Here is a 23,752-nt window from a genome sequence, read left to right on the forward strand (position 1 = left end):
CACGTGTAACGAACTGCCATGGACTCGGTTACGGACGCGAGCCGGCCGACGGGAACGCCGGATGCGTCGATCGAACTCGACAGGGAATCGCTTTCGGCATCGCTCGAACGGAAGGTCGATCTCGTCCAGGAATCGCTTTCGGAATGCGATAGCGCGTTGATCGCCTTCTCAGGCGGTGTCGACTCCTCGGTCGTCGCGGCGCTCGCGCGCGACGCTCTCGGTGAGGATGCCGTCGCCTGTACTGCCAAAAGCGAGACGCTTCCGGCCGCGGAACTCGATGACTCCGTCCGAGTCGCAGCCGAGATCGGGATCCCCCACGAGATCGTCGAGTTCTCCGAGCTCGACGACCCGGCGTTCGTCACCAACGACGACGAGCGGTGTTATCACTGCCGAACGATGCGGCTCGGCCGGATGTACGAGAAGGCGACCGAGATGGGTATCCATACGGTCTGTGACGGGACGAACGCCTCCGATCCGGGCGAGGGACACAGACCGGGATTGCGTGCCGTCGAGGAGCTGTCGGTGCGATCGCCGCTTTTGACACACGACATCGACAAATCGGAGGTGCGAGCAATAGCTGAGGCCTACGGCCTCTCAGTGGCTGACAAACCGTCGATGGCGTGTCTCTCCTCGCGGATCCCGACCGGACTGGAGGTCACCGAAGAACGGCTGACCCGCGTCGAGAAAGCCGAACGACTCCTTCGCGAATGGGGCTTTTCGCAGTTCCGCGTCCGGGATCACGACGGCTTGGCCCGCATCGAGATCGCGACCGGTGAACTCGGAGGCGCACTCGATCCTGAGTTCGCGCAGGCAGCCACCGAGCACCTGACTGACGTCGGCTTCGAGCACGTCACGCTCGATCTGGCCGGCTACCGGACCGGAAGCGTGAGTCCGGGCGACGCGAACGAGAGTGATGAGACGGACGAGGCTGACGAAACGACGGAAAGAGACGGGACGGGCGAGGAGAGCACCACGAACGATGGCACCACGAACGATCTCGATCTGGGACGACAGTATCCGCGCGGAAACTAACTGACACCGCGAGCGAGGATCACGTGATCCCTCGTGGCCGCGTCGTCACTCGTCTCGATCGCCGGCCTCGTCAGGGAGGGAGGTGGGATCGGCTTTGGACCCGTGGCGGGAGTCATCGCGCTCGAACGCGTACAGCGACGGGCCCATCACGAGGATAACGAGGGTGCCGGGAATCGGAACCGTCGGGACGAACACCGGAAGCGTCAGTCCGATGGCGACCGTGAGAAAGACGAATCCGGCCCACAGCGGTGCCCTCGCGATGCCGAGGCGGTCGGCGTCCCAGTAGACGGCGATCGCGGCCACGGCCGCAAGAAGAATCCCGGAGCCGGCGACGATCGGGACGAGAGCCATATCGGCGGGTGGATCCGACGAGCGAAAAACGTTCCGTGACGACGACGTCCCGAAGCCTAGCCATTCCCGGGATCAGTCCCGAGATCAGCCCCGGGATCGGCTCCGGGGACTGGCTCCGGTTCAGTGACTACGGCCGCCAGTTCGTCGGCGGAGATGTCGAGGCCCTGCCGGGAGAAGAAGGCGGCTACGTTCCGACAGTCACGCTCGAGGAATTTCCGGGCGTTCGGATGGTGGACGGTCACCGCCTGGCCCATATCGATGACCACGAGTTCGCCCTCATGGATGATCACGTTGTACTCCGAGAGGTCGCCGTGGATCAACCCGACCCGGTAGAGCCGGCGCATATACTCGCGGATGACCTCGTAGGCAGTCTCCGGATTCTCGATGGAGACCTCCGAAAGTCGGCGAGCCCGGTCGTCCGCGTGGCCGACGAGTTCCATGACGAGTGCGTTCCGTTGGACGGCGATCGGTTCCGGAACACGAACGCCGGCATCGCGTGCACGCCGGAGGTTGGCGAACTCCTTTTTCGTCCAGGCGAGCACGACCGCCTTTTTGTCCGAAGCGATCCCCTCGAATCGGGGATCGCCCTCCAGATACTCACGCATCTGGTTGAAGTTCGAGGAGTTGATCCGATAGATCTTCACCGCGACCTCCTGGCTTTCGTCCTCGCCGAACGCCTCGAAGACGTTAGCCTCCTTTCCCGTCGATATCGGTCCGCCAAAAGCGGTGATGTAGCCGTCCTGAACGAGTTTGTAGATGGCCGCAAGCGTCGCATCGTCGAAGACGGAGCCCACGAGTTTGAACTGTTCCGAGTCCTTGATCCGCTCGCGGAACTCGTGGAACTCCCGATCCCGCCGGCGTGCGATCCGGTCCGCTTCGGTATCGGAAACGTCGATTTGCTCCCACTCGTCGCCCGGATCCTCGGGGGGTTCGAGCAGGTCGAACTCCTCTGTCATTCCTTAAAACGTTGGGCTCCAAGCCGTAAAAGCCCGGCTGTTGGTCCAATGGCCGTGGCCAGCCTCACGGGAACGAAGAGGACCGATCGCTACGCGAAGAGATCAAGGCCCCATCGACACGGGAAGCAGTCAACCTCCACCGCCACGGAAGCGACCGGGGGGACTTTATCACTCGCTGTCGGAGATGTGCCCAGAATGTCCCAATTCGTCTCCACGGGTGTCGACGGTTTGGATACGATCCTCGGTGGAGGAATCACGCCCCAATCGACCGTTCTCGTTTCGGGGACCCCGGGAACGGGAAAGAGCCTCCTCGGGATCCAGTACCTCTACGCCGGAGTGAGTGAGTCCGACGAGCGGGGCGTCTACGTCTCCTTCGAGGAGGACGCGGAGGACGTTCGGGAGGCCGCGGAGTCGATCGGATTCGAGGCGTTCGGCGAGTTCGTCGACGACGGCCGGATCGTCATCCTCGATAAACGCGACCTGCTCAAAGACGACGACCTCTCGGCGACGATCGATCGGATCCTCGAGACGATCTCGGACCAGGACTTCGATCGGCTGGTGCTCGATTCACTGTCGATGTTCAAGCTCTTTTTCGCGGACGAACGTGAGGAACGAACCTACCTGTTGAAGTTCTCCGACATCCTCAAAGAGAGCGGACTCACATCGCTTCTGATCCACGAACAGGCGACCACATTTCCCGACGCTGAGATCGGGCTGGAGAACTTCCTCACGGACGGAAACGTCCATCTCATCCAGACGCCGACGGGGTCGGGCGTCAGCCGTTATCTCTGGGTGGCGAAAATGCGCAAACAGGACATCGATACCGATATCTATCCGCTGGAGATCGACGAGGGAGGACTCGTGGTCCACGATCAGGCGGGCGGCTTCACCATGGTGGATCACTCCGGGACCCCGTTTTGAGACGCCATCCGAGACTCCGTTTTACGGAACTATCCGGGACCCCCATTTTGAGAGCGCACCGGTCGAAGACACAGACTGCGGGCAGCCGGGAACGCGGAAAGGCTGGAGATCACTCAAGAGACCGGATTGCCGCGATGGGATGGGGATCAGGCGTTCGATAGTGTGCGCCACGCCTCATCGAGGCGGTTCGTGACGGCCGACCGCTCCTCGAGATCAACCTCCAGCTCGTCACGGAACTCGACGGAGACACGCTCGACGCGACGGCGATAGACGTTAATCCGGCGATGATCGTCGGAGAGCGGCCGGTCGTGTAATTCGAGGAGGTTCGCCTCCTGCAGTTCGTCGATCCGGCGATAACACGTCGCGATCGGGACGTCAAGCTCCTCGCTCAGTTCCTGGGCTGACTTCGGGTCGTCGGCCGCCGCAAGGATCGCCGTGTTGTACTTGTTTCCGAGCACCTCGATCAAGTCGTCCCCCGACATTCACGAACTCAATATTGAGTCCGTGTTTGTAAAGGTACGTACTTGCGGTCGCCGTCCCCGGATCGATCCCCGAAGATCGGGACCCACACCGACCGCAGGCGTGCGCATCGATGCCGTTCTCGGAGGTAACTGCCCGGCCAGTTATCGCTCCGCGAGCATAGCCGCCAATTATTACAGGTGATATTTTGATCCGAGGGTTTATTTTAGATATCATCTCATGGATCAATGGGGAAAGTGGGGGACGGCACGCCGAACCACGGCCACGCCGTCTGCGGAGGTCCTCGGAGGGGGAACCGGGGCGACCACCGCAACGGCACCAGCAGTCGATCGGAGCGGGAGCGGGAGCGGGAGCGGTCCGATCGCTGTGATCCGGTGCGACCGAGGAAGAAGAGGGACGATCGACTGCGAGACGGACGGGAGAACCGGGTCGAGACACGATCGAAGCGATCTGGGTTGCGATCGACCGATCCAGGAAGCAACTGCCTTCACCGCACACGAGGGACAAAGCAGGGACGATCCGGGAAGTAGGGACGATCCGGGAAGGGACGATCCAGGAAGTAGGGTCGCGCCCACGAGCGAGAAGAATCCACGAGACGGATATCACAACCACGAGAAGGACGCACACGGCGACGTCGCGAGAACACCCTTAAAAGCGTCCACGACCAAAAGACATGTATGCGACACGTAACGATTCCGCAGGATCGGATCGCCGTCCTCATCGGTGAAGGCGGCGAGACGTTGCGCGAGGTGGAAGATCGGGCGGACGTTCGACTTGACGTCGACTCGGAGACGGGATCGGTCGCGATCGATTCGACCGGCGATCCGGTCTCGGCGATGATCGCGCCGGACATCGTTCGGGCGATCGGCCGAGGGTTCACCCCCGAGGTTGCCCTCTCGCTCCTCGATCACGATCTTCGACGCTTCGAGTTAGTCGACCTTGCGGACCACACCCGGAACGACAACGATCTGCAGCGCCAGAAGGGCCGTATTATCGGCGAGAACGGGCGAACACGCGAACTCATGGAGGAACTGACCGGCGCGGAAGTCGTCATCTACGGAACGACCGTCGGCGTGATCGGCGGAGCCGAGGAAGTGTCGGCCGTCCGGCGAGCGGTGGGGATGTTGCTCGACGGAGCACCCCACGGTGCCGTGTACTCGTTCCTCGAACGGAAATCCAACGAGCTCAGCGACGACATCGGGTTCTCGACTCCCGAGTGATCCGATCGCGGTCCGATTCTCGTTATAAACACCCCCATGTCACCGACTGACATAGATAGTTGCGCCGTCACGTTGGGCGCTTTCATCGAACGGTAGCGCAACGCTTTTATAGAACTACAGACAATCACACGCTGTACTATGAGTCAGCGACAGCGAATGGGCAACCAGCCGATGATCGTGCTCTCCGAGGAGTCGCAGCGAACCTCCGGAAAGGACGCACAGACGATGAACATCACGGCCGGGAAGGCGGTCGCGGAGTCGGTCCGTACCACCCTCGGTCCGAAAGGAATGGACAAGATGCTCGTCGACTCGACGGGCGGCGTCGTCGTCACGAATGACGGCGTCACCATCCTCAAGGAGATGGACATCGATCATCCGGCGGCGAACATGATCGTCGAAGTCTCCGAGACGCAAGAGGAGGAGGTCGGCGACGGAACCACGACCGCGGTCGTCGTGGCCGGCGAACTTCTCGATCAGGCCGAGGAACTCCTCGACCAGGACATCCACGCGACGACGCTCGCGCAGGGATTCCGTCAGGCCGCAGCAAAGGCCAAGGAAATCCTCGATGAGGAGGCTATCGAGGTCACCGAGGGCGACCGCGAGACGCTCAACGAGATCGCCGCCACGGCGATGACCGGCAAGGGCGCCGAATCCGCAAAGGACGTGCTGGCCGACCTCGTCGTCGACGCAGTGCTGGCGGTCGCGGACGGCGACGACATCGACACCGAGAACGTCTCGGTCGAGAAGGTCGTCGGCGGCGCAATCGAGGGATCGGAGCTCGTCGAGGGCGTCATCGTCGACAAGGAACGCGTCGACGAGAACATGCCCTACGCCGTCGAGGACGCCGACGTGGCCCTGTTCGATGGTGCCATCGAGGTCAAGGAGACGGAGATCGACGCCGAAGTCAACGTCACCGACCCCGACCAGCTTCAGCAGTTCCTCGACCAGGAAGAGGCCCAGCTTCGCGAACTCGTGGACGAACTCGTCGACGTCGGCGCCGACGTCGTCTTCGTCGGTGACGGCATCGACGACATGGCGCAACATTACCTGGCCCAGGAGGGCATTCTCGCGGTCCGACGCGCGAAATCCGACGACCTCAGCCGGCTCGCCCGCGCGACGGGCGGCCGCGTTGTAGCCAACCTCGATGACATCGAGGAATCCGATCTCGGCTTCGCCGGCTCCGTTGCCCAGAAGGACATCGGCGGCGACGAGCGCATCTTCGTCGAGGACGTCGAGAAGGCCCGCTCGGTCACGCTCATCCTCCGCGGCGGCACCGAGCACGTCGTCGACGAGGTCGAGCGTGCAGTCGATGACTCCCTCGGCGTCGTGCGGACGACCCTGCTCGAGGGGTCCGTCCTGCCCGGCGGCGGCGCGCCCGAGACCGAACTGGCGCTCCAGCTTCGTGACTTCGCTGACTCCGTCGGCGGTCGCGAGCAGTTGGCCGTTGAGGCGTTCGCGGACGCACTCGAAGTCATCCCGCGCACCCTCGCAGAGAACGCGGGTCTCGATCCCATCGACTCGCTGGTCGATCTCCGTGCCCGCCACGACGGTGGCGAGCTCGGCGCCGGTCTCGATGCCTACACCGGCGACGTGATCGACATGGAAGATGAAGGGGTCGTCGAGCCCCTCGGCGTGAAGACGCAGGCGATCGAGTCCGCCACCGAGGCGGCCGTGATGATCCTTCGCATCGACGACGTCATCGCCGCTGGCGAGCTGAAGGGCGGCGGCTCCGAAAGCGGCGGGGACGAAGGCGGCGCACCCGGCGGTGCCGGCGGCATGGGCGGCATGGGCGGCATGGGTGGCATGGGCGGCGCAATGTAAACGTCGGCCGACAGCCACACACCCACCTCACCGACCACCGTTTCGCTGCACCGACCGCGTCGATCGCGAACCGAGTTCCGACGTTTTTTGGAAGTCTACGACCCGAAAGCGAACGCGCCGAGGAGCGTCCGTCGAAGCGATCCGCGTCGCGATCGGGGGCCAGCGTAAGGCTCCGAAGCCGATTCGTCCCGTTCGTCACGATCCGAACCGATCAAAACCCCCTTATGGGACCTCTCCGTACTCGCGAATATGGCTGATCCACTAGCGATCGGAGTGGCGGCGTCCATCGTGTTGGTCGTCGTGTTCTTTTCCTCGTTGAGGGGGACCGGCTGGAGCCCGGCCGAGGACATCTCCGAGGAGGTGCTCGAACGGCGTGCGGCTACCGTACCCGAGACCGACTTTCCCGAGCCGATGAACCGTTCGATCGGCGGCGGTGGCGGCGCCGTCGCGGTCGGCGGCGGCGGTGAGGGAGGAGAAACTGGCGAGCTCGAGGAGGGCAGCGCCGAGGAGTCGGCGGGTCCCGGCGACATCCCCGAAGACGAGATCGAATACTACGAGGTCGAGTTCGTGAAGGAGGGTGAAACGGTCGAACTCGCGAACAACGAGCCGATCCTCGACCAGGGCGAAGAACAGGGCTGGGACCTGCCCTACGCGTGCCGGCAGGGTCAGTGTGTCTCGTGTGCGGCCCACATCACCGATGGTCCCTCCGAGGACTACGTCGTCCACGACGACCAACAGATGCTCGGCGAGGCCGAGATCAACGACGGGTACACACTCACCTGCGTCGCCTACCCGCGCGATTCGTTCACCATCGAGACCAGCGAGTCACCCTAGCCCGAGCCGAGCCGTCACGGTTTCCATCCCTCTTTGACACGCGATCGAGCCACCGTTTTCGAACCGTTTAACCGATCGAGCGGGGAACGCCGTTGTGAGGGCGCGTAGCTCAGCGGACAGAGCACTTGGTTCCGGACCAAGATGCCGCGGGTTCAAATCCCGTCGCGCCCGTCACGTTTTCTGACGGGGTGAATACAACCGACTGCGGCCGTGTGCATATAAGTCACCACCCAATGCCGCTTTTGTGTCGGCGACTCGCCGACGGAAGCGTTCCACTAAAGTTGACACCCTTTTGAGTTGTGCTATGACAACATTTAACACACTAGTTGGCGAATTCTATATAGCGTTCTCTATGCCGGAGAGTGGGATGGTGAAGTGCGTGTTGGGTTGAACGCAAGAGGTGAGTCATCCAATGCCAACGTACATCGTCCTACAGGAATATACCCAACAGGGCATCAAAAACATAGAAGACAGTCCCGACCGACTCGATGACGCGAAAGAGCTCGCTGAATCGATGGATTGTGAGGTGAAACAGTTCTATCTTACATTCGGTGAATATGACCTGGTTGTTGTCCTGGAAGCACCGGATGATGAGACGGCTGCTCAGCTGGCGTTAACGGTCGGCAAAAGCGGGGCCGTTGCGACCGAGACGCTGAAAGCGTTCCCCGAAGACGAGTATCGTGAGGTCATCGCTGGACTCCCTTAATACGTCTCCCTCCCCTCTCAGTGGGAGGTGATGGTTTTGTGAATCAGCCGATGGGTACCCTCTCTATTCAGCACGCAGCTTCTGAGTTATCGCGTGGTCAAAGACGTCGCCAGCGTGGACGACGACGTCGACGTCGAGAGCAGGTGCCGTTCAGGTGGACGCGCAGCCACACGTCCAGCCAGGGTCGTGGCCGGTCCGGCTTATCAGGTCGGAACGACACGCCGGGCAGTAGTCCGGGGTGACGGATTCGCTTCGGGGAACGTACACCGCACCGCCGCACTTCACACACGCATCCGCGACGATAGTCGCGCAGTCCGCGCAGACGTTAAAGTGGTCAGCCGTGAGCTCGCGCAGGGGCTCGAGTTGTTTATCCAGGAGATACTCATCGATGACCGTCTGGCAGCTGTGGCACGGTTTCATGGCGGTGCACGAGACACCTCGTGACCCCACCGTAAATACCTGCCTCCGGAAACGAACTGACTACTGGAAGCCGAACGAGCCGTACTCTCGACCGACCGTTCCACATCCATAGTAAACGAGGGTCGTGATAACTCGACCCTCGGAAGTGTTATCCCTGAAACCGGCCTACGTTTGGTTGCAATGGCAAACGGTAAGGTTGACTTCTTCAACGACACTGGCGGCTACGGTTTCATTTCGACTGACGCAGACGACGTAGACGAGGACGAAGACGTGTTCTTCCACATGGAAGACGTCGGCGGCCCCGATCTCGAGGAAGGTCAGGAAGTGGAGTTCGACATCGAATCATCCCCCAAGGGACCCCGCGCGACGAACCTCGTCCGCAACTAACGACTACTTCCCCCGTCGTTTGTAGCGATGGACGGAAATTCGTTTTTTCAAACTATTACAGGTCGTAGCTCGTGCTCTCGGCGTCGGCAACTATCAGACGGATGTGGAGACGCCTCATCGAGATATCCATCATCGACCGGCTACGACGTGCGGTCGAAGGGGGACAAAATGCAACCGCCGAAGGAGGCTCTCAACAATGGCGGCCGGAGTAGCTCCTCTGACACAGTCGGGACCGATTGAGAGTCGTTTGCTTCCAGAAAAAAACATATAGAGCCGGACGTTCAACTTGAAGTATGGCCGGGCGATATGGTGACCTGAACTACCAGAAGCTCACGAAACGAAGCGTGCTATTGGGACTCACGCTCTTCGTAATCGGGGCGCTCGGAGAGCTGACACTTCATACTGTGGGACTGCAAGTCCCCGGATGGGAGGAACTACTCTTGTTCGACATAGAGATTCTTGGGATCGTAATAGCACTACTCTCCCCGTTCGTTTTTGGAATCTTCCTCCCGCTAACGGAATAAGGGGGCACGTAATGAGCCAGTGAGGAATCACTCACGGACTTCAACCTCGCTGATCTCGAATCTCGCACCCCCATCCTTGCTTGCAATCAGATTGACCGCCCAGTCATGCGCCCCGACGATCTCGGAGACGATCGCCAAGCCCAATCCGGTTCCCTCTTCCGTGGTCGAGTACCCGGAGGTGAATACCCCGTTCCGGTCGTCTTCGGGGATACCCGGTCCGTCATCTTCGACGTAGAACCCTGACTGGTCCGGAAGCGCACCCGTGCGAACCGTAACATCCTCGCCGGCGTGTTCAATTGAATTCCGAAAGAGGTTCTCAAAGAGTTGCTGAAGGCGATCCGGATCGGCCGTGAATGTGAGATCACGTTCGGTACGGAGAGTCGCCTGTTTCGTGTCCACAACCGCCCAGGCTTGATCGGCAGTGGTTGATAGGGTAACGCGATCAGTGTCATCAGCCGGTTCGCCCTGGCGAGCGAGGGTCAGTAAGTCATCGATGAGTGTCTCCATCCGCTTGAGAGCCGTGTCCACGGTATCAAGATGGTCACTCTGACAGTCCTGCTGGGCGAATTCGAGTCGTCCCGCGGCGACGTTGAGTGGATTGCGCAAGTCGTGAGACACCAGGCTGGCAAACTGTTCTAACCGATCGTTCTGGCGTTCCAGTTCTTGTTCACGGGCGGCTAGTTCCGCACGTTCGGCTTCCAAGGCAGTGCGGTACTGTCGCTGGCGCGCGTTGTAGAACCCGATCAGAAACCCGCCGAGTGCACCCGCAGTAATCCAATTCACCGTGAGGAACGGGATGTCAACCATCGTGACTTCATGCGCGGCTTGGTACGGCACGACAGGATAGCCGAACACGACGCCACCGAGTAGTCCGACCCCCGTCCACGCCGCGACGCGGATCGTAGATGCATCGTCGAACTGGCTCCAGTAGAGCCAGACACCCGCGATTAGGAGTACTATCGAGAGAGTGAGGGGAATGACTATCCCCAGCAGTTTGGTATGGAAGCCTTGCTCAGTATATATGTGGTAGAGATGAACGGAAGTGGTGAGGTAGCCGACCGAGACGATCCCACCCGCACTGAGGATGCGTCGTCGGGCTCCCTGTGACATCACATGCATGAGACCGTGTCTATGCCATATTATACTCCCGTTTTGAGGTCAGTAGACCGTTCAGCAATAGGTGGGTCGGGTGAAAGTACGCTCTGTATCGAACGATCGCTACCCACGCTGACTATGAGACGATTCGTGCTGTAGTCCGACCACTCAGGAACCTCCGTGGCCCCCGATCTGATTGTTGCCTGTCAGAAACAGCGTGCAAAATATAGCGGTTACATTCCTCACGTTGCCGATCCACCGGTCAACGATGAGCAGTATCAGTATGCTTTGCCGCGCGGGTCCGAGTTCGCAGTTCGTGGATCCGTCTTCATCACACCTCATCCTGTGATTCCGCAGTTGTGGTCTCGGCGCTGGATGGCTCACTCCGCACCTCCAGAATATGGTTGTTCTCGATGGGTTCGACGAGTAGCCGGACGCCGTCGTCGGTCACCGTCTCGCCCTCTTCAACGAGGCGGCCGGTCCGGTTCATGAGTTGAGATCCCGTCTTACCGGATATGTTCGTCATTACACGGACCGCATCCGGAACATCGTGTGCCAGAGGATCGTCGCGATCACGTGCCCGAGCGAGGCGTGCTCGTGCTCTCTCGATGCGCTCCCCGCAGCAGTTGAGAAATCCGGATACGAGGTCGCCGCGCAGTCGAATTGACGCCGGCGGAGTTAGAAAACGATCCCGGATTGCATCACGGTGATGAGAACCGTTAACACCGGGACGCTGGCGAGCGTCGTCACGAAGATGGTCGCGGTGAGGTGTTCGGAGGCCACCTTCCCGTCCCGTTCGGGATCGTCGCTGTAGGTGATGGCCAGCGCGAGCGGCACCACCGCGACCGGGGTCGCCGACAGGACGACGAACGTTCGAGCGATCGTGGGATTGTCGAACGCTAACGCGAGGACGACGGCGATGGCTACCGTCGGCGCCACGAACAATCGAAGTGCAGACGGAGAGACGACGCTGGTAAAGGACGTGTGCTCCATGTCGGCCAGTTGCGCACCGACGACGACGAGCATGAGCGGAATCGACGCTTCACCGACCATCTGAATGGTCTGCATCGCCACCGCCGTGTCCGGAGGAACGACGTCAGCCCACCTCGCGAAGAGAGCGAGGAAAATCGCGTATATCAGCGGCAGCCGGAAAACGGAGCGGACTGCACCCCACCCGGTCTCGCCCCCGCCCCGAGAGGCGACGTATACGCCGGCCGTGTACATCAAAAATGCCTGGACCGTCATCCAGAGAATAGCCGTCGTCCGGCCGACCTCACCGAATGCGAAGGCTGCAAGGGGCACACCATAGAAACCCGCGTTTGGAAACATGGCGGCCAGCACGTCGGCACTTCGAAACGGTTCTGTGACGCCCGCGATCCGGCCGACGCCTTCGGAGACCATCCACATCGCGCCGACGAAGAAAACGACGCCGATGACCACTTTAACGAGCACGGCCCCACCCAGTGACGTCGTCGCGAGATTGTGGAACACGAGTGCCGGGAGAAAGGCGTACAGCGCCACGTCATTGAGGGATTCGAGCGTGATATCGAGCGTCATGGTGATCACGTACCCCAACCCCATGATCGCGAGAATAGGAAGAATAGCCGACGTAAACGCGGAAACGAGCGACATCCTTGCGCGGCATATGACGGTCCGGTAAAAAAGGGCTCGGAAACACAGGACCCACAGAACGGTTCCAGTGTGTTCGTCGGATCGGGATTTTGTGTGTTCGTCGGAACGGGAGGATGTCACTTCGAGATGATTCGGTTACGAGAACGTCGGTCGCTCCGCGTACGCGATCGGATCGCGTTCACCCGCGTTCCGGAATGCCTCTAACCGGAACGCACACGCATCACACGTCCCGCAGGCGGGTGCTTCGTCCCGGTAACATGACCACGTGATCTCGTACGGGACGCCCAGTTCGAGGCCTCGCTCAGCGATCTCCGTTTTTGACCAGTCAACGAACGGCGCGATCAGCTCGATTTCCGTGTCGGGTTTCGTACCCACGTCGATGACGTGCTGGAACGCCGCAAAGAACGCCGGCCGGCAATCCGGATATCCGGAGAAATCCTCGGAATGTGCGCCGATGAATACTGCCGAACAGTCGTTGGCTTCGGCGTACGACGTCGCCATGGATAGCAGATTTGCGTTCCGGAACGGGACGTACGACGTCGGGATCTCGTCACTATCCGGATTCGCGTCCGGGACGTCCATTTCCGCATCCGTGAGGCTCGAGGCTCCGATTTGAGAGAGATGTCCGGTCTCGATGTGGAGGAAGTCGGCCGCATCAACCTCCGCAGCGAGTGCGTTCGCGCATTCGTACTCTTTGTCCTCGGTTCGTTGCCCGTAGGACGTATGGAGCAGGTACGGTTCGTATCCACGGTCCAGTGCCTCATACACTGCCGTCGCACTGTCCATTCCACCGGATGCCAGAATGGCTGCTCGGTCGTTACTCATGTGTGGATGTCGTCGGCGATGTCGGTCGGTGATTCTCAGCGGTGCGTTTCTGCGCTCGACCAGACGTGGACGGCCCGGTGCCGGCCTCGTGGGTGTGTCGTGTCATCATGTTCCTGGAGCGTCGTTCCACAACGCAACGTGAAGTCGGGGTGTGTACCGGTACCCGTGTTCCATGGCGAGTTCCGCGACGTCGCTTCGCGTTCCAGCCAACTGCTCACGCGTCATCCCCTCCGGCATGAGCAGCACGTCATCGTTCGGGACGTCCGTCACCGTCGATTCACGGACGCGTTCGACGAGGTCAGTGATTTCGGGAAGGTCCGTCTCGTCAGTGACGACGAATTTTAATTGGCTGTCGTAGGCGTCCACGAGCGCTGTGAGTGCGTCCATGTCGAGACGACGGTCCGCATGTTTGTCCGCCCACCCCCCGTCGCCGTTCGGGTCACGTTCCGGTGTCGGAGTGCTGCTTGCGAGTTTCGGACTGATACTCGCCAAATCGATCGCCGCGTCCCGGTAGATCGTCCCATTCGTCTCCACCGTCGTGTGATACCCGTAGTCCGCAAGTTCGTCCAACAACGCCACTGACTGCGCGTGAATCAACGGTTCCCCACCGGTGAACACGACGTGGTCGGCCTGCTCGTACGACCGGACGTCGTCAACGATCGACTCGATATCCAGCCACGCCCCGGTCGGCTCCCAGGACGTGTGGTATGAATCACAGAACCAACACCGGAGATTACAGCCGGAGGTCCGAACGAACACGGACGGCACGCCGGCGAGCGCCCCCTCACCTTGGATCGAGTAGAACACCTCGTTAATCGGAAGGCCCTCATCAGTCGCCGCAGCGTCCGCTGTGAGGTCCCCAACGTCGTTAGCAACCGGCATTAGTACGTTGCACAGAGCTCCCCGGTCTCTCGAACCGTCGCCGAAACGTTCGAAACCGTGTCCGGAAACGCTTCGATCAGACGGTCTTCGAGGAGCACCCCCATCACTTCTGCCGTCGGCGGGTGATCCAACACGACGAGCGACTCCTCATCGCCCGAGGCTTCGAACGCCTCTACAAGCGGGTCCCCCCGTTCAACGAGAAACATGTGGTCCCAGTCGTTTATTACGTCCGTCACGTCGCCCTTGTCGACGACCCAGCCCTCCTCGGTGAGCGTCCCTGTCACTTCGACCGTGATCTCGTAGTTGTGCCCGTGGGGTCGCGAGCATTTCCCATCGTGATGCAGAATCCGATGACCCGAACTGATCCTGATCGGGGTATCCTCCCCGATCAACAGGGTGCGTTCGCCCGTCTCATCGAGAGGCGTCGCCTCTCGATCATCCTCCAATAAGCTTTGAGTCATACTCAAAGAATACTCGGCGAATATATAAATATTGAGTTTCGGCACCCATCGAACGCGATTCGCTAAATACACATCGAGGGGACACGACTCGTAGACGCCGGTATCAGCGGAGCAGTAGCTACTCGCTTGTAGTCCCGGTGACGGTAACTGGACGATCGGTTTTGAGAAGCACGGACTGTGTTATGCTTCCGAAAAGGACCTTCCCCGCGGGCGATTGTTTGCGCCCACCGAGCACGATGAGATCCACGTCCTCTCTGTCGGCATCCTCGATGATCCCCTGCGCCGTGTCGCCGCTCTCTTCAAGCAGCCTCACGTCAACGTCCTTCTCCTCGAGATACTCGGTCGCGCGACGGACCGATCCGACCCGCCCGATCGTTCGCTCAAATTCCTTGAGTTCCTCGGGCGCCGACCCTGATTCTCCCTGGAACACGAACATCAAGATCACCTCGACGGTTTCAGCGGCAGTAGGCAGAGACGCAACGAACTTCGCTTGATTGAGTGCGCGTTCTTCGTTCGAGTCTACCGGCATCAGAATTCGATACATGACCCCGGGTTTATCGTATACAATCATCAAATTTTCCATGATTTCTCACGAGTGGAGGGTGACCGGCGGCGGCTCTCACTGGAGTGACCGGACGTATCAGCGAACGGGGTTGGATTCGATGATGTGCGCGTCAATCGTTCCAGTGCTTGAACGTTCGGAACTCCGTGGCGATGTCCGTGACGTCGGTCGGTTCGAGTGAGCCCCGTTCGGTGACGATCTCGTCGATACGATCGGGTGGTGTCACATCGAAGATCGGATTCAAGACGTCGAGCGGCGAATCACCATCGTATACCGCTGATCGATCGCCGGACGCCAGAGTCACCGCCTCGCGGGTCGAGATCTTATCAGTAGCGGTCACGACCGTGACCGGAACGCCGTCTCGATCGGCGGCGAGTGCCATACTCCGTGTTCCCGTCTTGTTCACAACGGAGCCGTCAGAGGCCACCGTATCCGCGCCGACCACCACGCGGTCGACATCCTCTCGTGAGAGGACGTGCGCGACGGCAGCGTCGGTATGGACCACCACGGGACAGTCGACGTCGTCGGCTGTGACCAGTTCCTCGGCGACGTCGATCCCCTCTCGGTCCGGCCGTGACTCGGCGACGAACACACGCGACGGAGTCCCCTCGCGAAGGGCATCGAGAACGGTCCCCGACCGTGAAAGCGTCATCACGGTCCCGTCGATCCGCTCGCTCGCGTTCGCCGCGGCGGCGGCGTCGGCTTCGAATGCGCGATCGATGTTCGACAGCGTCGACTCGAGGACGGCCGGTGCGCCGGCAGTCGCGCTCCCGACGTCGGACGTGTCCCTCGCTTCGGTCATCGTCCGGTTCACTCGGTTTCGGAGGACGGCCATCGACGGCCGGGCGTCGAGCAACTGACGGGCGAGATCCGCGAGTTCGTCCCACTCACCTTCGGGATCGGTGTCGAACGCGCGGGTACTCGTATCTGGGACCATCCGTTTCTCGTTGACGCCGTTTCGAGGCGATGAGGACGACGCCGTCCTTCCGCGCTCGGCGATGAGTAGCCCGGCCCGGTCGCGAAGCACCGCAAGTGCACGAATCGACAGGACTGCCGCTCCATGCTCCTCGTCAGCCGCAATCGAGGTGACCGTCGGAGCGACACGCTCGTAGGCCGTCCAGAGTTCGGGAACCGTCTTTCGGCCGTCGACGGCATCCTCGCGTTCGATATCGATATCGATATCGAGAGTCAACATCACGGTCGGCAAAACCCACTCGAAGGCGTCGTGTTCGTCGCTCAGTTCGATCTCGCGTTCCGCACAGTCGAACAGATACGGATGGACGGCCCACGTCCGCCCCACGTCCGGGTCCTCGAACCGGACCGGCTCACCGGAGCGAACGAACGAAACCTCCTCACCGACTTCGAGGCCGGTCTCCTCGCGGATCTCGACACGGACCTGCTCGTCCGGGTCGCCCTCGGCGAAGCCGGAGACACCACCCCACTGGCCCGAATAGGTTCCAACGGCGTTACTGCGGCGCATGAGCAGTACCTCACCACGGCTGCGGAGAAACGCGGTGACGACGGCCGTCGATCCGTCCCCGGTAGCATCAGTCATAGGGAACCCCAAACGAGCCAGAAGGGTGTTGTTTTCGGACGTACTCCGTCCCCGGTGTTCGCCCCGGATTCTCTCGGCCGACGATTCCGCACTTCGTCTCGGTTCCGAAGAGGTCGACGGATTCGCTGCTGCCGGGGAAATTTACTTCTCCCTTCCAACGCCAGATAGAGGGACGTGACTGACGAGTTCATCTACGGGCCCGCTTACGAGCCGCTACAGACACACGCATTCGAGAGCGCCGACGCCATCGCTGACGACGCTCCGACGAGCATCCTATGGCTCGAACGAAACGACCACCGCATGGACCAGGTGGCCGACGCCTGGGCCCGTGACCGAGATCCACTCCGACTCGAAGTGACCGGTCTCGATCAGCTGGTGGGTGAGTGCTACGAGGCGCTCACTGGTCCACGCACCCTCCTCGATGCACTCACGCGACGCCAACTCGTCGACGAGGCGCTCCGAACGCTCGAGAACGACCACGTACTCGACGACGCCCATCGCCATCGCGATGCGGTGCTTGATGTCGTTACCACGCTCGAAGCCGACGGCTACGACACGACGGACGCCATCGAATCACTCCTCGCGGAGAGCACCGTTCCCGACCGCGCAGCCGAAGTGCTCGAAACCACGTACGATCGGTTCGCCGACGACCGGAGCCGGACGATGACCGGCGAAGAGTACATTCAAAGTCAGGCCTATCGGCGGGTGCTCGAAGCCGACGACTCCATGGCGGATCTACTCCCGCACGCCGACGTCGTCGTGGTCTCCGGGTACTACGATCTCTCGACCAATCAACGCGCCATCATCGACCGACTCGCCGACTCGATCCCGAGTATCACGCTGCTTCCGTTAGTGAACGACCGTCCGAACGCCGGCGCCGACGCAGTCGCGGCGGATGCAGCCGCGTTCTACCGCGAGCATGCCGATGATATCCGTCACGTGACGCCCGATCAACCGGCGCCACTCGTCGGGCCTGCAAGCCGGCTCTACACGCCGGGCGACGACTCCGACTACGAACTCACGGAGGGGGTTCTCCGGTGGGTCCAAGCGCCGACACCTGACCGTGAGATCCGACGAGTCGCCCGCTCGCTCCGGAAGCGTCTCGCCGACGACGAGGTCGACCCAAACGACGTGTTAGTCGTCGTCCCTGGACTCATCTCCTACCGCGAACACGTCGAGGACCTCATCCCAGCCCACGGCGTCGAGACGGTTAGCGTCGCCAACAAACTGCTGTACCAGACGAACGTCGGTACCGCGATGCTTGATCTCGTCACCGCCTGCAAGGGCGATCCCGGAGCGGAGCTGTTGGCCCGACTCGCGACCAATCCCACCGTGAGACTCGACGGAGTCGACGGCGCGGAAGTCGCCGACCTCGCACGTCGTCTCCCCACCGACGATCACGAACGACTCCTGACGGAACTCGACGACGACTCCAGAACCACCGTCGAGGAGCTGCTCACCGTAACGGATCGGGTCACCGACGCGGCCGGCGTTGCCACCCTCGACGCGCTTCGAACCCTCTTCGATCATGTCGCCCTGGAGACGAACGTTGAGACCATCAACGAGGAGGCGGAGACGTTCGACGCCGAAATGGAGAGCCGAGCCTACAGCCGGGTCGATCGCGTGCTGGACGCCATCGAACGGGTCGTCCGAACGCTCGAGGTGGACGAGGTGTTCGGCCGGGTGAGCAACGAGCTTGATCAGGTTCGCGTGCCGCCCCCACGAAACGCGACCGACGGCGCCATCGAGGTCGTCGGACCTCGCGACGCGTTCATGCAGTCGTACGATCACCTCTATCTGGTCGGGATGACGACTCGAGACAGCCCCCCAAATCAGGACCGCCCACGCTTTTTCGAGGAACTCGAGGACGGCCTGACAGGCGTTGACGCAACGACTGACAGGGAGGTCGCTCGCTACCAGTTCGCGACGATGCTCGCGAGTGCGAACAGCGTCTTCATCACGACGCCGCGATCGACCGTGGACGACGACCCGCTTCTCGAATCCGCTCTGCTCGATGAACTCACTCGCGTCACCGATCTCGAACCCACCGATCACGACCTCGGGAACGGCTACCGCGAGGACGTTCAACGCGCCGTCGGCCGAACGAGTGACAGCCGGGCAGCCAGCGACGCCGTCGAGCAAGCCCACGGAGCAGGCGTCTTTGACGACGACGTGATGACCCGAGTCCGCCGCGGCGTCAGGTGTGCGGAACACCGCAGGGAACCCACCCGAACCGAGCACGATGGGCTTCTCGATCCCGAGACGGTCGACGCGCTCCATCCACCCGACGAGCGTGAACCCTACAGTCCGACACGACTCACACAGTACGCACGATGTGGGTTCAGATACTACATGGAACGAGTGCTGGACATCGAAGCGCCCGAGGAGTATAAACTGGAACCGGATCCGCTCGATCTCGGATCCCTCGTCCATGCGATCCTCGAGGGGTTCTATACCGACCTCCAGGACACCCCCGGTGATCCCGTCGACCTCGCCACCCACGATCCCGTCGATCTCGAAGCCCGGATGGTGGCCGCCGGCGAGCGGGCGCTTGCGGAGCAAGTCCTGCCGTTCGACGATACCTTCTACGATCGGTGGTTGCGGGCGCTGTTCGCCGGTCTCGCTGACCCCGAACGCAACGATTACTACCACGCTGACGAGGCCGGCATTCACGCGCCATCTCGGGGACTGCTGGGGCGATTCCTCGATGCCGAACGCGATCGGGACGACGATCCGGGCTGGTTCGAGGTCGGAATGGATCTGAGTGACGACGAGGACGCGACGTTCGACCTCGAACTGCCCGACGGACGAACCGTCCCGATCGGTGGCCGTATCGACCGTGTCACCGTCGATCGCACCGATGAACCGGCTACGGGCCTCGTTCACGACTACAAGACCGGCGATCGGTCACCACGATCGACGATCGACGGCATCGAGTTCCAACTGCCGCTGTATGCGCTCGCCGCTGGGCATCAGCTCGAACGCGAGGGCGTCGAAACCCCGCTTGATGCGGCGTTCTACGTCCTCGATCCACCCGACGACGTGAGCGAGAAGTGGACGCTTCGCTACTACCTCTCGCGGTACGGTGACGCGACCGACGAGGACTACGAACGCTTCATCGAGGCCGTGACACCACGCCGTGTCCGATCCATCGTCGACGGTATCGAGGGCGGTGCATTTGAGCCCACGGTGCTCGATGAGGACACCGCCAAGTGCCAATACTGTGAGTATAGCGACATCTGCGACGTTCGCTACCACCAGCGACGTGCGGTCGTCGATGCTATCGATGCCGACGACCGCCCCGGATACGTTCCCCGCTATGCTCGCGAGGAGTCGCTTCTCGACCAGTTCGGAGGTGGCGATCGATGACGAAGAACACCGACGATCACGTGGCTGATCGCCGCGAAGCGGCAACCGGCGAGTTCCGCCTGACGAAAGAACAGGCCGCCGCGCTGGAACTCGACCACAACGTCGCACTCACGGCAGGTGCCGGCACCGGGAAGACGACGGCGCTGACCGAGCGGTACCTCCATATTCTCGAAGCGGAACCGGAGGTAGGACCCGAGGAGATCGTCACGATCACGTTCACGAACGATGCAGCCAACGAGCTACAAGACCGGATCCGGGACACGATCGGTGACCGGCTTGACGATGCCGACCGGGAGTCGTATCCCCGCTGGCGGACGGTCAGGGATGATCTCGAGGACGGTTACATCCATACGATCCACGGCTTCTGTGCCCGTCTCCTCCGGGAACACGTCGTCGACGCACCCGTCACGCCCGACTTCGAGGTGTACGACGAGACGGATGCCGCCGTACTCGCCCGGGAGGTCGTCCGACAGGAACTCGATGATCGTCTCGAAGTCGGCGACGGCGACGTCAGCCGGCTCGCTCGCCTCTGGAACCGGGCGACGCTTGAAGACGTCCTCGTCGGACTCATCCAGCAGCGTCCCGAGAGCGACGACTGGGCAAACCGGTGGCGAAACGAGACGCCAGCGGACTACGTGGACTACGTCTGGGACGACATCCATCCGATCAGTCCGTCCTTCGCTGAGGAATTATTCGCGCAAGAGGAGGTCCGTACCGCGTTCGCGGTGATTCGCGATCTCAAGGCGGATAGCGTGCTGGACGACGTGGCACCGACGGACGACGACGGCGCCGACACCGTCGAGACCGTCACTCGACTACTCGACGAGTACGATCCCCTCAACGAGAACGCGTCGAGCCGGGGCCGTCAACGATTCCTCGACGACCTCTGTGCGTATCTCACGACAAACGAGGGGAGCCGCGACGGCCGCGACTGGAAGTACTGGGGATCAGCAGGCCGATGGAGTGATGCTGGTCGCGAGTCCGATCAGGACCGTCTGGAGACCGCCATCGAGACGTTGTTCGATACTATCGACCCCGAAAGCCTCGAATTCGGCGTCGAGACGGATCGGGCGAGTGCCCACTACGTGCTCGCGCTTGCACGGCTGTACGACGGCGTTCGCGACGCCTACGAGATGGTCAAAGACGAGCGGAACGTCCAAGATTACGACGACCTCGTCGAAACGACCATCGGGTTTCTGGAGGACACGCCGGCCGTCCGGGAGCGCCTGCGCAAGCAGTTCGCGTACGTCATGGTCGACGAAGTGCAGGACACCGATCCCCGCCAGTGGGAACTCGTTCGGCTGCTCACCAGTGACGACACGGAGGACTTCGACGCTCGAAACGTCTTCCTCGTCGGCGACGAAAAACAGAGCATCTACCGCTTTCGGGGTGCCGACGTCACCGCCTTCGCTGACGCCCGGCAGGAACTCGCGGATGCAAACCCCGACGGCGTCGAGACGAATCGAGAACTCAGCGGCAACTTCCGGACGGTCGAGGAGACGCTCCAGTTCTGCAACGAACTGTTCGACGGGGACGGGGTGTTCGACGCCTTCGGCGACGAGTACGAACCGTTCGAGGCACGGCCACAAGAACTCACGCCAGCGCGGGAGAGTGGAACCGACGTCGTCGGTCGCTGTGAGTACCTCCTCGTGCCGGACGACGATCACGACGAACTCCATGCACCCGGCTATCTGGAAGGGACGCCCCGGTTCACCGAGACGGGCGAGCGCGAAGCGTACGCCATCGCGGCCCGGCTCACGCGACTCCTTGCGGACCCACCTGCCGTCTACGACGTGGACGGCGAGAAGAAAGATGACGCCTCGCCGGAGGACGTTACCATTCTCCTCCGTTCGCGGACTCGGCTAACGGCGTACGAACGAGCGCTCGATGAGTATGGGGTACCCTACACGGTCGTCAGCGGGACGGGCTACTACGACACTCCCGAGATAACGGCGCTTTTGAACCTGCTGCGCGTTCTGGAGAATCCCAACGATGATATCGCGCTGTATGGCATTTTGCGGTCCACGCTGTTCGGCATTCCGGACGACGAACTCGCCCCGCTCCGGGTGGTCGATGAGGACCTCTGGAGAGCGCTTGGGAACACGGACAGCGATCGGGTGAACGATGACCTGGCCGACGCCTACGACTGCCTTCAGCGGTGGCGTCAGTTGGCTGGAACCCATCCCGATGTCTCTGCCGACAGCACGACGCCCTGGGGGACGCTACTCTCTCGAATCATCGACGAATCGGGATACATCGCCAGCGTGGCGGGTGACGAGCGCCCCCGTCAAGCCGCCGTGAACGTCAACCGATTCCGCGAGCAGGTTCGCCGCTGGGAGGAGGCCGGCATCAAGACCATTGCCGAACTCCGCTCGCGGCTGGAGCTCCGCCAGGACGTCGAGACACACGCCGACGAGGCGACGATTCCGGAAGACGTCGACGGCGTCCAGATCCGGACGATCCACTCCGCGAAAGGCCTCGAGTTCCCCATCGTCGTCGTCCCGGAGGTGGGCACCCGATTCAACTTCGGGACGGCGGTCGACGACGACGGCAAGGTCCTCTTCGATGAGCTGGACGTTGGAGACGATACCGGTACTGGCCGCGAGCCGGTGATCGGTCTCAAGACCCCGACGCCGGACGATGCGTTCGCCGACGAACACACCCTCGCCAGACGCGTCGTTCGGGAGCGCGTCCGTCGGCACGAGCGAGCCGAACTCAAGCGACTGCTGTACGTGGCCGCGACCCGCACCCGGGACCACCTGCTGTTCAGCGGCCTCCACGAAATCAACGAGGAAGGCGACGACTACCGTCTCGCCGAGCCCGACGACCCCGAGGAAGCTACCCGCTGGCGCGACTGGCTTCAACCGATTCTCCTCGACGAGGAAACCACACCGCAGCAACTGACAACCACGGATGCGGTCCGGAACTCCCTCGGAGAGAGCACCTACAGGATTCGCCGCCCGGAGCCACCGATCGACGACTGGCACGGGGATGACGACTCCGAGGAGCCCTCGCTCCGGATCGATATCCCCTCCCCAGCGGCGCATCGTCGAACGATCGTCGTCACCGCTACCGACTACGCGTCGATGCGAACCGGCGACTCCGTGACATATCTCGAGGATGCGGCCGACGGCGACGGGAGCGCTCCCGAGAAGGGACTGTCACCGACGACGCTCGGAACGATCGTTCACCGAATCTGTGAAACCCGCCTCGACCGTTCACGGTGGGATCAGTTCGCCCGAGACGTCGCAAAGCGGACCGGCGAAAACGTCCTGCGTGAGGATCTCGAGCGTATCGAGACGTACTGTGAGCGGGCACTCGCGTTCGTGAACGACCGAGAGGCGACCCTCGATATCGTGAGCAGTCGAGCGGAACTGTCGGTCACCGCCCGGTTCGAGCAAGCACATGTCGTGGGTGATATCGATCATCTCGCGATTACGCCGGACGCGTTCCACGTCATCGACTACAAGACCAACGATACGAGTGACCGGTCAATCGGAGAGCTATCCGAACAGTATTGGCCACAACTGGACGCATATGCCGTGGCACTTCATCAAAGCGACCCACTGCGAGCGGTCGAGTTGTCACTGTACTTTACTGATGCCGAAGAGTCCCGAACTCGACGACTTGAGCCGGCCGAACTCGACGACCTCGAGGCGATCGTTCGATCACACGTGAGCGATCGAACGTCTTGACGGGCGGAGCCGGCGACAATGTCA

General features: G+C 61.7%; 22 protein-coding genes and 1 tRNA gene. 11 read left to right on the forward strand and 12 right to left on the reverse strand.

Annotated elements, in window-relative coordinates; genetic code table 11:
- The first annotated feature begins 18 nt into the window (after positions 1-18).
- Positions 19-1,032 carry an ATP-dependent sacrificial sulfur transferase LarE gene (larE, locus tag ACERIT_RS00360; RefSeq protein WP_373672810.1) on the forward strand — a complete coding sequence of 338 codons (1,014 nt, stop codon included), beginning with the start codon at positions 19-21 and terminating at the stop codon, positions 1,030-1,032.
- A 45-nt stretch (positions 1,033-1,077) separates the two neighbouring features.
- Here the strand turns inward: larE and ACERIT_RS00365 are convergent, their stop codons facing one another.
- Entirely contained in the window at positions 1,078-1,383 is a 306-nt protein-coding gene (locus ACERIT_RS00365; RefSeq protein WP_373672811.1) for a hypothetical protein, read from the reverse strand.
- 56 nt (positions 1,384-1,439) lie between these two features.
- A complete protein-coding gene (gene rio1 / locus ACERIT_RS00370; RefSeq protein ID WP_373672812.1) occupies positions 1,440-2,339 on the reverse strand; it encodes a serine/threonine-protein kinase Rio1 in 900 nt (299 codons plus the stop codon).
- A gap of 195 nt (positions 2,340-2,534) precedes the next feature.
- Between rio1 and ACERIT_RS00375 the strand changes: the two genes are divergently transcribed.
- Entirely contained in the window at positions 2,535-3,260 is a 726-nt protein-coding gene (locus ACERIT_RS00375) for an RAD55 family ATPase (RefSeq protein WP_373672813.1), read from the forward strand.
- Positions 3,261-3,406: 146 nt separating this feature from the next.
- On the opposite strand, the gene ACERIT_RS00380 is transcribed toward ACERIT_RS00375, so the two are convergent.
- Entirely contained in the window at positions 3,407-3,742 is a 336-nt protein-coding gene (locus tag ACERIT_RS00380) for an ArsR/SmtB family transcription factor (RefSeq protein WP_373672814.1), read from the reverse strand.
- Between the two features lie 675 nt (positions 3,743-4,417).
- Here ACERIT_RS00380 and ACERIT_RS00385 point away from each other — a divergent pair.
- From ACERIT_RS00385 to ACERIT_RS00405, 5 genes are all read left to right on the forward strand, one after another.
- Positions 4,418-4,960: a pre-rRNA-processing protein PNO1 gene (locus tag ACERIT_RS00385; RefSeq protein WP_373672815.1), complete on the forward strand. Its 543-nt coding sequence runs from the start codon at positions 4,418-4,420 to the stop codon at positions 4,958-4,960.
- Positions 4,961-5,131: 171 nt separating this feature from the next.
- Positions 5,132-6,781, forward strand: a complete 1,650-nt coding sequence (thsA, locus tag ACERIT_RS00390) for a thermosome subunit alpha (RefSeq protein ID WP_373673060.1) — start codon at positions 5,132-5,134, stop codon at positions 6,779-6,781.
- A gap of 249 nt (positions 6,782-7,030) precedes the next feature.
- A complete protein-coding gene (locus ACERIT_RS00395) occupies positions 7,031-7,615 on the forward strand; it encodes a 2Fe-2S iron-sulfur cluster-binding protein (RefSeq protein ID WP_373672816.1) in 585 nt (194 codons plus the stop codon).
- A gap of 98 nt (positions 7,616-7,713) precedes the next feature.
- A tRNA-Arg gene (locus ACERIT_RS00400) sits at positions 7,714-7,786 on the forward strand.
- Between the two features lie 241 nt (positions 7,787-8,027).
- Positions 8,028-8,321, forward strand: coding sequence for a GYD domain-containing protein (locus ACERIT_RS00405; protein ID WP_373672817.1), 294 nt, complete (start codon positions 8,028-8,030; stop codon positions 8,319-8,321).
- Between the two features lie 150 nt (positions 8,322-8,471).
- On the opposite strand, the gene ACERIT_RS00410 is transcribed toward ACERIT_RS00405, so the two are convergent.
- Positions 8,472-8,741, reverse strand: a complete 270-nt coding sequence (locus tag ACERIT_RS00410) for a hypothetical protein (RefSeq protein ID WP_373672818.1) — start codon at positions 8,739-8,741, stop codon at positions 8,472-8,474.
- Between the two features lie 180 nt (positions 8,742-8,921).
- Here ACERIT_RS00410 and ACERIT_RS00415 point away from each other — a divergent pair, with 180 nt between their 5' ends.
- The gene (locus tag ACERIT_RS00415) at positions 8,922-9,128 is read left to right on the forward strand and encodes a cold-shock protein (RefSeq protein WP_373672819.1); all 207 of its coding nucleotides are present in this window, start codon (positions 8,922-8,924) and stop codon (positions 9,126-9,128) included.
- A gap of 293 nt (positions 9,129-9,421) precedes the next feature.
- Positions 9,422-9,652 (forward strand): hypothetical protein, encoded by a 231-nt coding sequence (locus ACERIT_RS00420; RefSeq protein ID WP_373672820.1) that lies wholly within the window; start codon positions 9,422-9,424, stop codon positions 9,650-9,652.
- A 27-nt stretch (positions 9,653-9,679) separates the two neighbouring features.
- Here ACERIT_RS00420 and ACERIT_RS00425 read toward each other — a convergent pair whose 3' ends face one another.
- The 8 genes from ACERIT_RS00425 to ACERIT_RS00460 all read right to left on the reverse strand — a co-directional run bounded on the left by ACERIT_RS00425 (position 9,680) and on the right by ACERIT_RS00460 (position 16,664).
- The gene (locus ACERIT_RS00425; protein WP_373672821.1) at positions 9,680-10,762 is read right to left on the reverse strand and encodes a sensor histidine kinase; all 1,083 of its coding nucleotides are present in this window, start codon (positions 10,760-10,762) and stop codon (positions 9,680-9,682) included.
- A 316-nt stretch (positions 10,763-11,078) separates the two neighbouring features.
- Positions 11,079-11,237 carry a hypothetical protein gene (locus ACERIT_RS00430; protein ID WP_373672822.1) on the reverse strand — a complete coding sequence of 53 codons (159 nt, stop codon included), beginning with the start codon at positions 11,235-11,237 and terminating at the stop codon, positions 11,079-11,081.
- A 188-nt stretch (positions 11,238-11,425) separates the two neighbouring features.
- Positions 11,426-12,379 (reverse strand): AEC family transporter, encoded by a 954-nt coding sequence (locus ACERIT_RS00435; protein ID WP_373672823.1) that lies wholly within the window; start codon positions 12,377-12,379, stop codon positions 11,426-11,428.
- Between the two features lie 135 nt (positions 12,380-12,514).
- Complete coding sequence (gene queC, locus ACERIT_RS00440) at positions 12,515-13,204, reverse strand: 7-cyano-7-deazaguanine synthase QueC (protein ID WP_373672824.1); 690 nt, start codon at positions 13,202-13,204, stop codon at positions 12,515-12,517.
- A gap of 105 nt (positions 13,205-13,309) precedes the next feature.
- Positions 13,310-14,086, reverse strand: a complete 777-nt coding sequence (locus tag ACERIT_RS00445; protein WP_373672825.1) for a 7-carboxy-7-deazaguanine synthase QueE — start codon at positions 14,084-14,086, stop codon at positions 13,310-13,312.
- The gene (locus tag ACERIT_RS00450) at positions 14,086-14,547 is read right to left on the reverse strand and encodes a 6-pyruvoyl tetrahydropterin synthase family protein (protein WP_373672826.1); all 462 of its coding nucleotides are present in this window, start codon (positions 14,545-14,547) and stop codon (positions 14,086-14,088) included. Before ACERIT_RS00450 ends, ACERIT_RS00445 begins: the two co-directional genes overlap by 1 nt.
- 118 nt (positions 14,548-14,665) lie before the next feature.
- Positions 14,666-15,091 (reverse strand): universal stress protein, encoded by a 426-nt coding sequence (locus tag ACERIT_RS00455; RefSeq protein WP_373672827.1) that lies wholly within the window; start codon positions 15,089-15,091, stop codon positions 14,666-14,668.
- 130 nt (positions 15,092-15,221) lie between these two features.
- Positions 15,222-16,664 (reverse strand): NUDIX domain-containing protein, encoded by a 1,443-nt coding sequence (locus ACERIT_RS00460; RefSeq protein WP_373672828.1) that lies wholly within the window; start codon positions 16,662-16,664, stop codon positions 15,222-15,224.
- A 174-nt stretch (positions 16,665-16,838) separates the two neighbouring features.
- On the opposite strand from ACERIT_RS00460, the gene ACERIT_RS00465 reads away from it, so the two are divergent.
- Together ACERIT_RS00465 and ACERIT_RS00470 are read left to right on the forward strand one after the other, a co-directional pair.
- Positions 16,839-20,033, forward strand: a complete 3,195-nt coding sequence (locus ACERIT_RS00465) for a PD-(D/E)XK nuclease family protein (RefSeq protein WP_373672829.1) — start codon at positions 16,839-16,841, stop codon at positions 20,031-20,033.
- Entirely contained in the window at positions 20,030-23,728 is a 3,699-nt protein-coding gene (locus ACERIT_RS00470; protein ID WP_373672830.1) for a UvrD-helicase domain-containing protein, read from the forward strand. The genes ACERIT_RS00465 and ACERIT_RS00470 overlap by 4 nt, the downstream gene beginning before the upstream one ends.
- Positions 23,729-23,752 lie beyond the last annotated feature (24 nt).

This window comes from Halopenitus sp. H-Gu1 (genome assembly GCF_041821145.1).
Lineage (GTDB): Archaea > Halobacteriota > Halobacteria > Halobacteriales > Haloferacaceae > Halopenitus.

What these genes read in the sequence shown, in the direction of transcription:
- ACERIT_RS00380 (WP_373672814.1), bottom strand. Translation starts at nt 3,742, where the DNA reads ATGTCGGGGGACGACTTGATCGAGGTGCTCGGAAACAAGTACAACACG.
- thsA (WP_373673060.1), top strand. Translation starts at nt 5,132, where the DNA reads ATGATCGTGCTCTCCGAGGAGTCGCAGCGAACCTCCGGAAAGGACGCA.
- ACERIT_RS00425 (WP_373672821.1), bottom strand. Translation starts at nt 10,762, where the DNA reads ATGTCACAGGGAGCCCGACGACGCATCCTCAGTGCGGGTGGGATCGTC.
- ACERIT_RS00385 (WP_373672815.1), top strand. Translation starts at nt 4,418, where the DNA reads ATGCGACACGTAACGATTCCGCAGGATCGGATCGCCGTCCTCATCGGT.
- queC (WP_373672824.1), bottom strand. Translation starts at nt 13,204, where the DNA reads ATGAGTAACGACCGAGCAGCCATTCTGGCATCCGGTGGAATGGACAGT.
- ACERIT_RS00375 (WP_373672813.1), top strand. Translation starts at nt 2,535, where the DNA reads ATGTCCCAATTCGTCTCCACGGGTGTCGACGGTTTGGATACGATCCTC.
- ACERIT_RS00410 (WP_373672818.1), bottom strand. Translation starts at nt 8,741, where the DNA reads ATGAAACCGTGCCACAGCTGCCAGACGGTCATCGATGAGTATCTCCTG.
- ACERIT_RS00365 (WP_373672811.1), bottom strand. Translation starts at nt 1,383, where the DNA reads ATGGCTCTCGTCCCGATCGTCGCCGGCTCCGGGATTCTTCTTGCGGCC.
- ACERIT_RS00395 (WP_373672816.1), top strand. Translation starts at nt 7,031, where the DNA reads ATGGCTGATCCACTAGCGATCGGAGTGGCGGCGTCCATCGTGTTGGTC.
- ACERIT_RS00420 (WP_373672820.1), top strand. Translation starts at nt 9,422, where the DNA reads ATGGCCGGGCGATATGGTGACCTGAACTACCAGAAGCTCACGAAACGA.
- larE (WP_373672810.1), top strand. Translation starts at nt 19, where the DNA reads ATGGACTCGGTTACGGACGCGAGCCGGCCGACGGGAACGCCGGATGCG.
- ACERIT_RS00450 (WP_373672826.1), bottom strand. Translation starts at nt 14,547, where the DNA reads ATGACTCAAAGCTTATTGGAGGATGATCGAGAGGCGACGCCTCTCGAT.
- rio1 (WP_373672812.1), bottom strand. Translation starts at nt 2,339, where the DNA reads ATGACAGAGGAGTTCGACCTGCTCGAACCCCCCGAGGATCCGGGCGAC.
- ACERIT_RS00455 (WP_373672827.1), bottom strand. Translation starts at nt 15,091, where the DNA reads ATGTATCGAATTCTGATGCCGGTAGACTCGAACGAAGAACGCGCACTC.
- ACERIT_RS00460 (WP_373672828.1), bottom strand. Translation starts at nt 16,664, where the DNA reads ATGACTGATGCTACCGGGGACGGATCGACGGCCGTCGTCACCGCGTTT.
- ACERIT_RS00445 (WP_373672825.1), bottom strand. Translation starts at nt 14,086, where the DNA reads ATGCCGGTTGCTAACGACGTTGGGGACCTCACAGCGGACGCTGCGGCG.
- ACERIT_RS00415 (WP_373672819.1), top strand. Translation starts at nt 8,922, where the DNA reads ATGGCAAACGGTAAGGTTGACTTCTTCAACGACACTGGCGGCTACGGT.
- ACERIT_RS00435 (WP_373672823.1), bottom strand. Translation starts at nt 12,379, where the DNA reads ATGTCGCTCGTTTCCGCGTTTACGTCGGCTATTCTTCCTATTCTCGCG.
- ACERIT_RS00430 (WP_373672822.1), bottom strand. Translation starts at nt 11,237, where the DNA reads ATGAACCGGACCGGCCGCCTCGTTGAAGAGGGCGAGACGGTGACCGAC.
- ACERIT_RS00470 (WP_373672830.1), top strand. Translation starts at nt 20,030, where the DNA reads ATGACGAAGAACACCGACGATCACGTGGCTGATCGCCGCGAAGCGGCA.
- ACERIT_RS00405 (WP_373672817.1), top strand. Translation starts at nt 8,028, where the DNA reads ATGCCAACGTACATCGTCCTACAGGAATATACCCAACAGGGCATCAAA.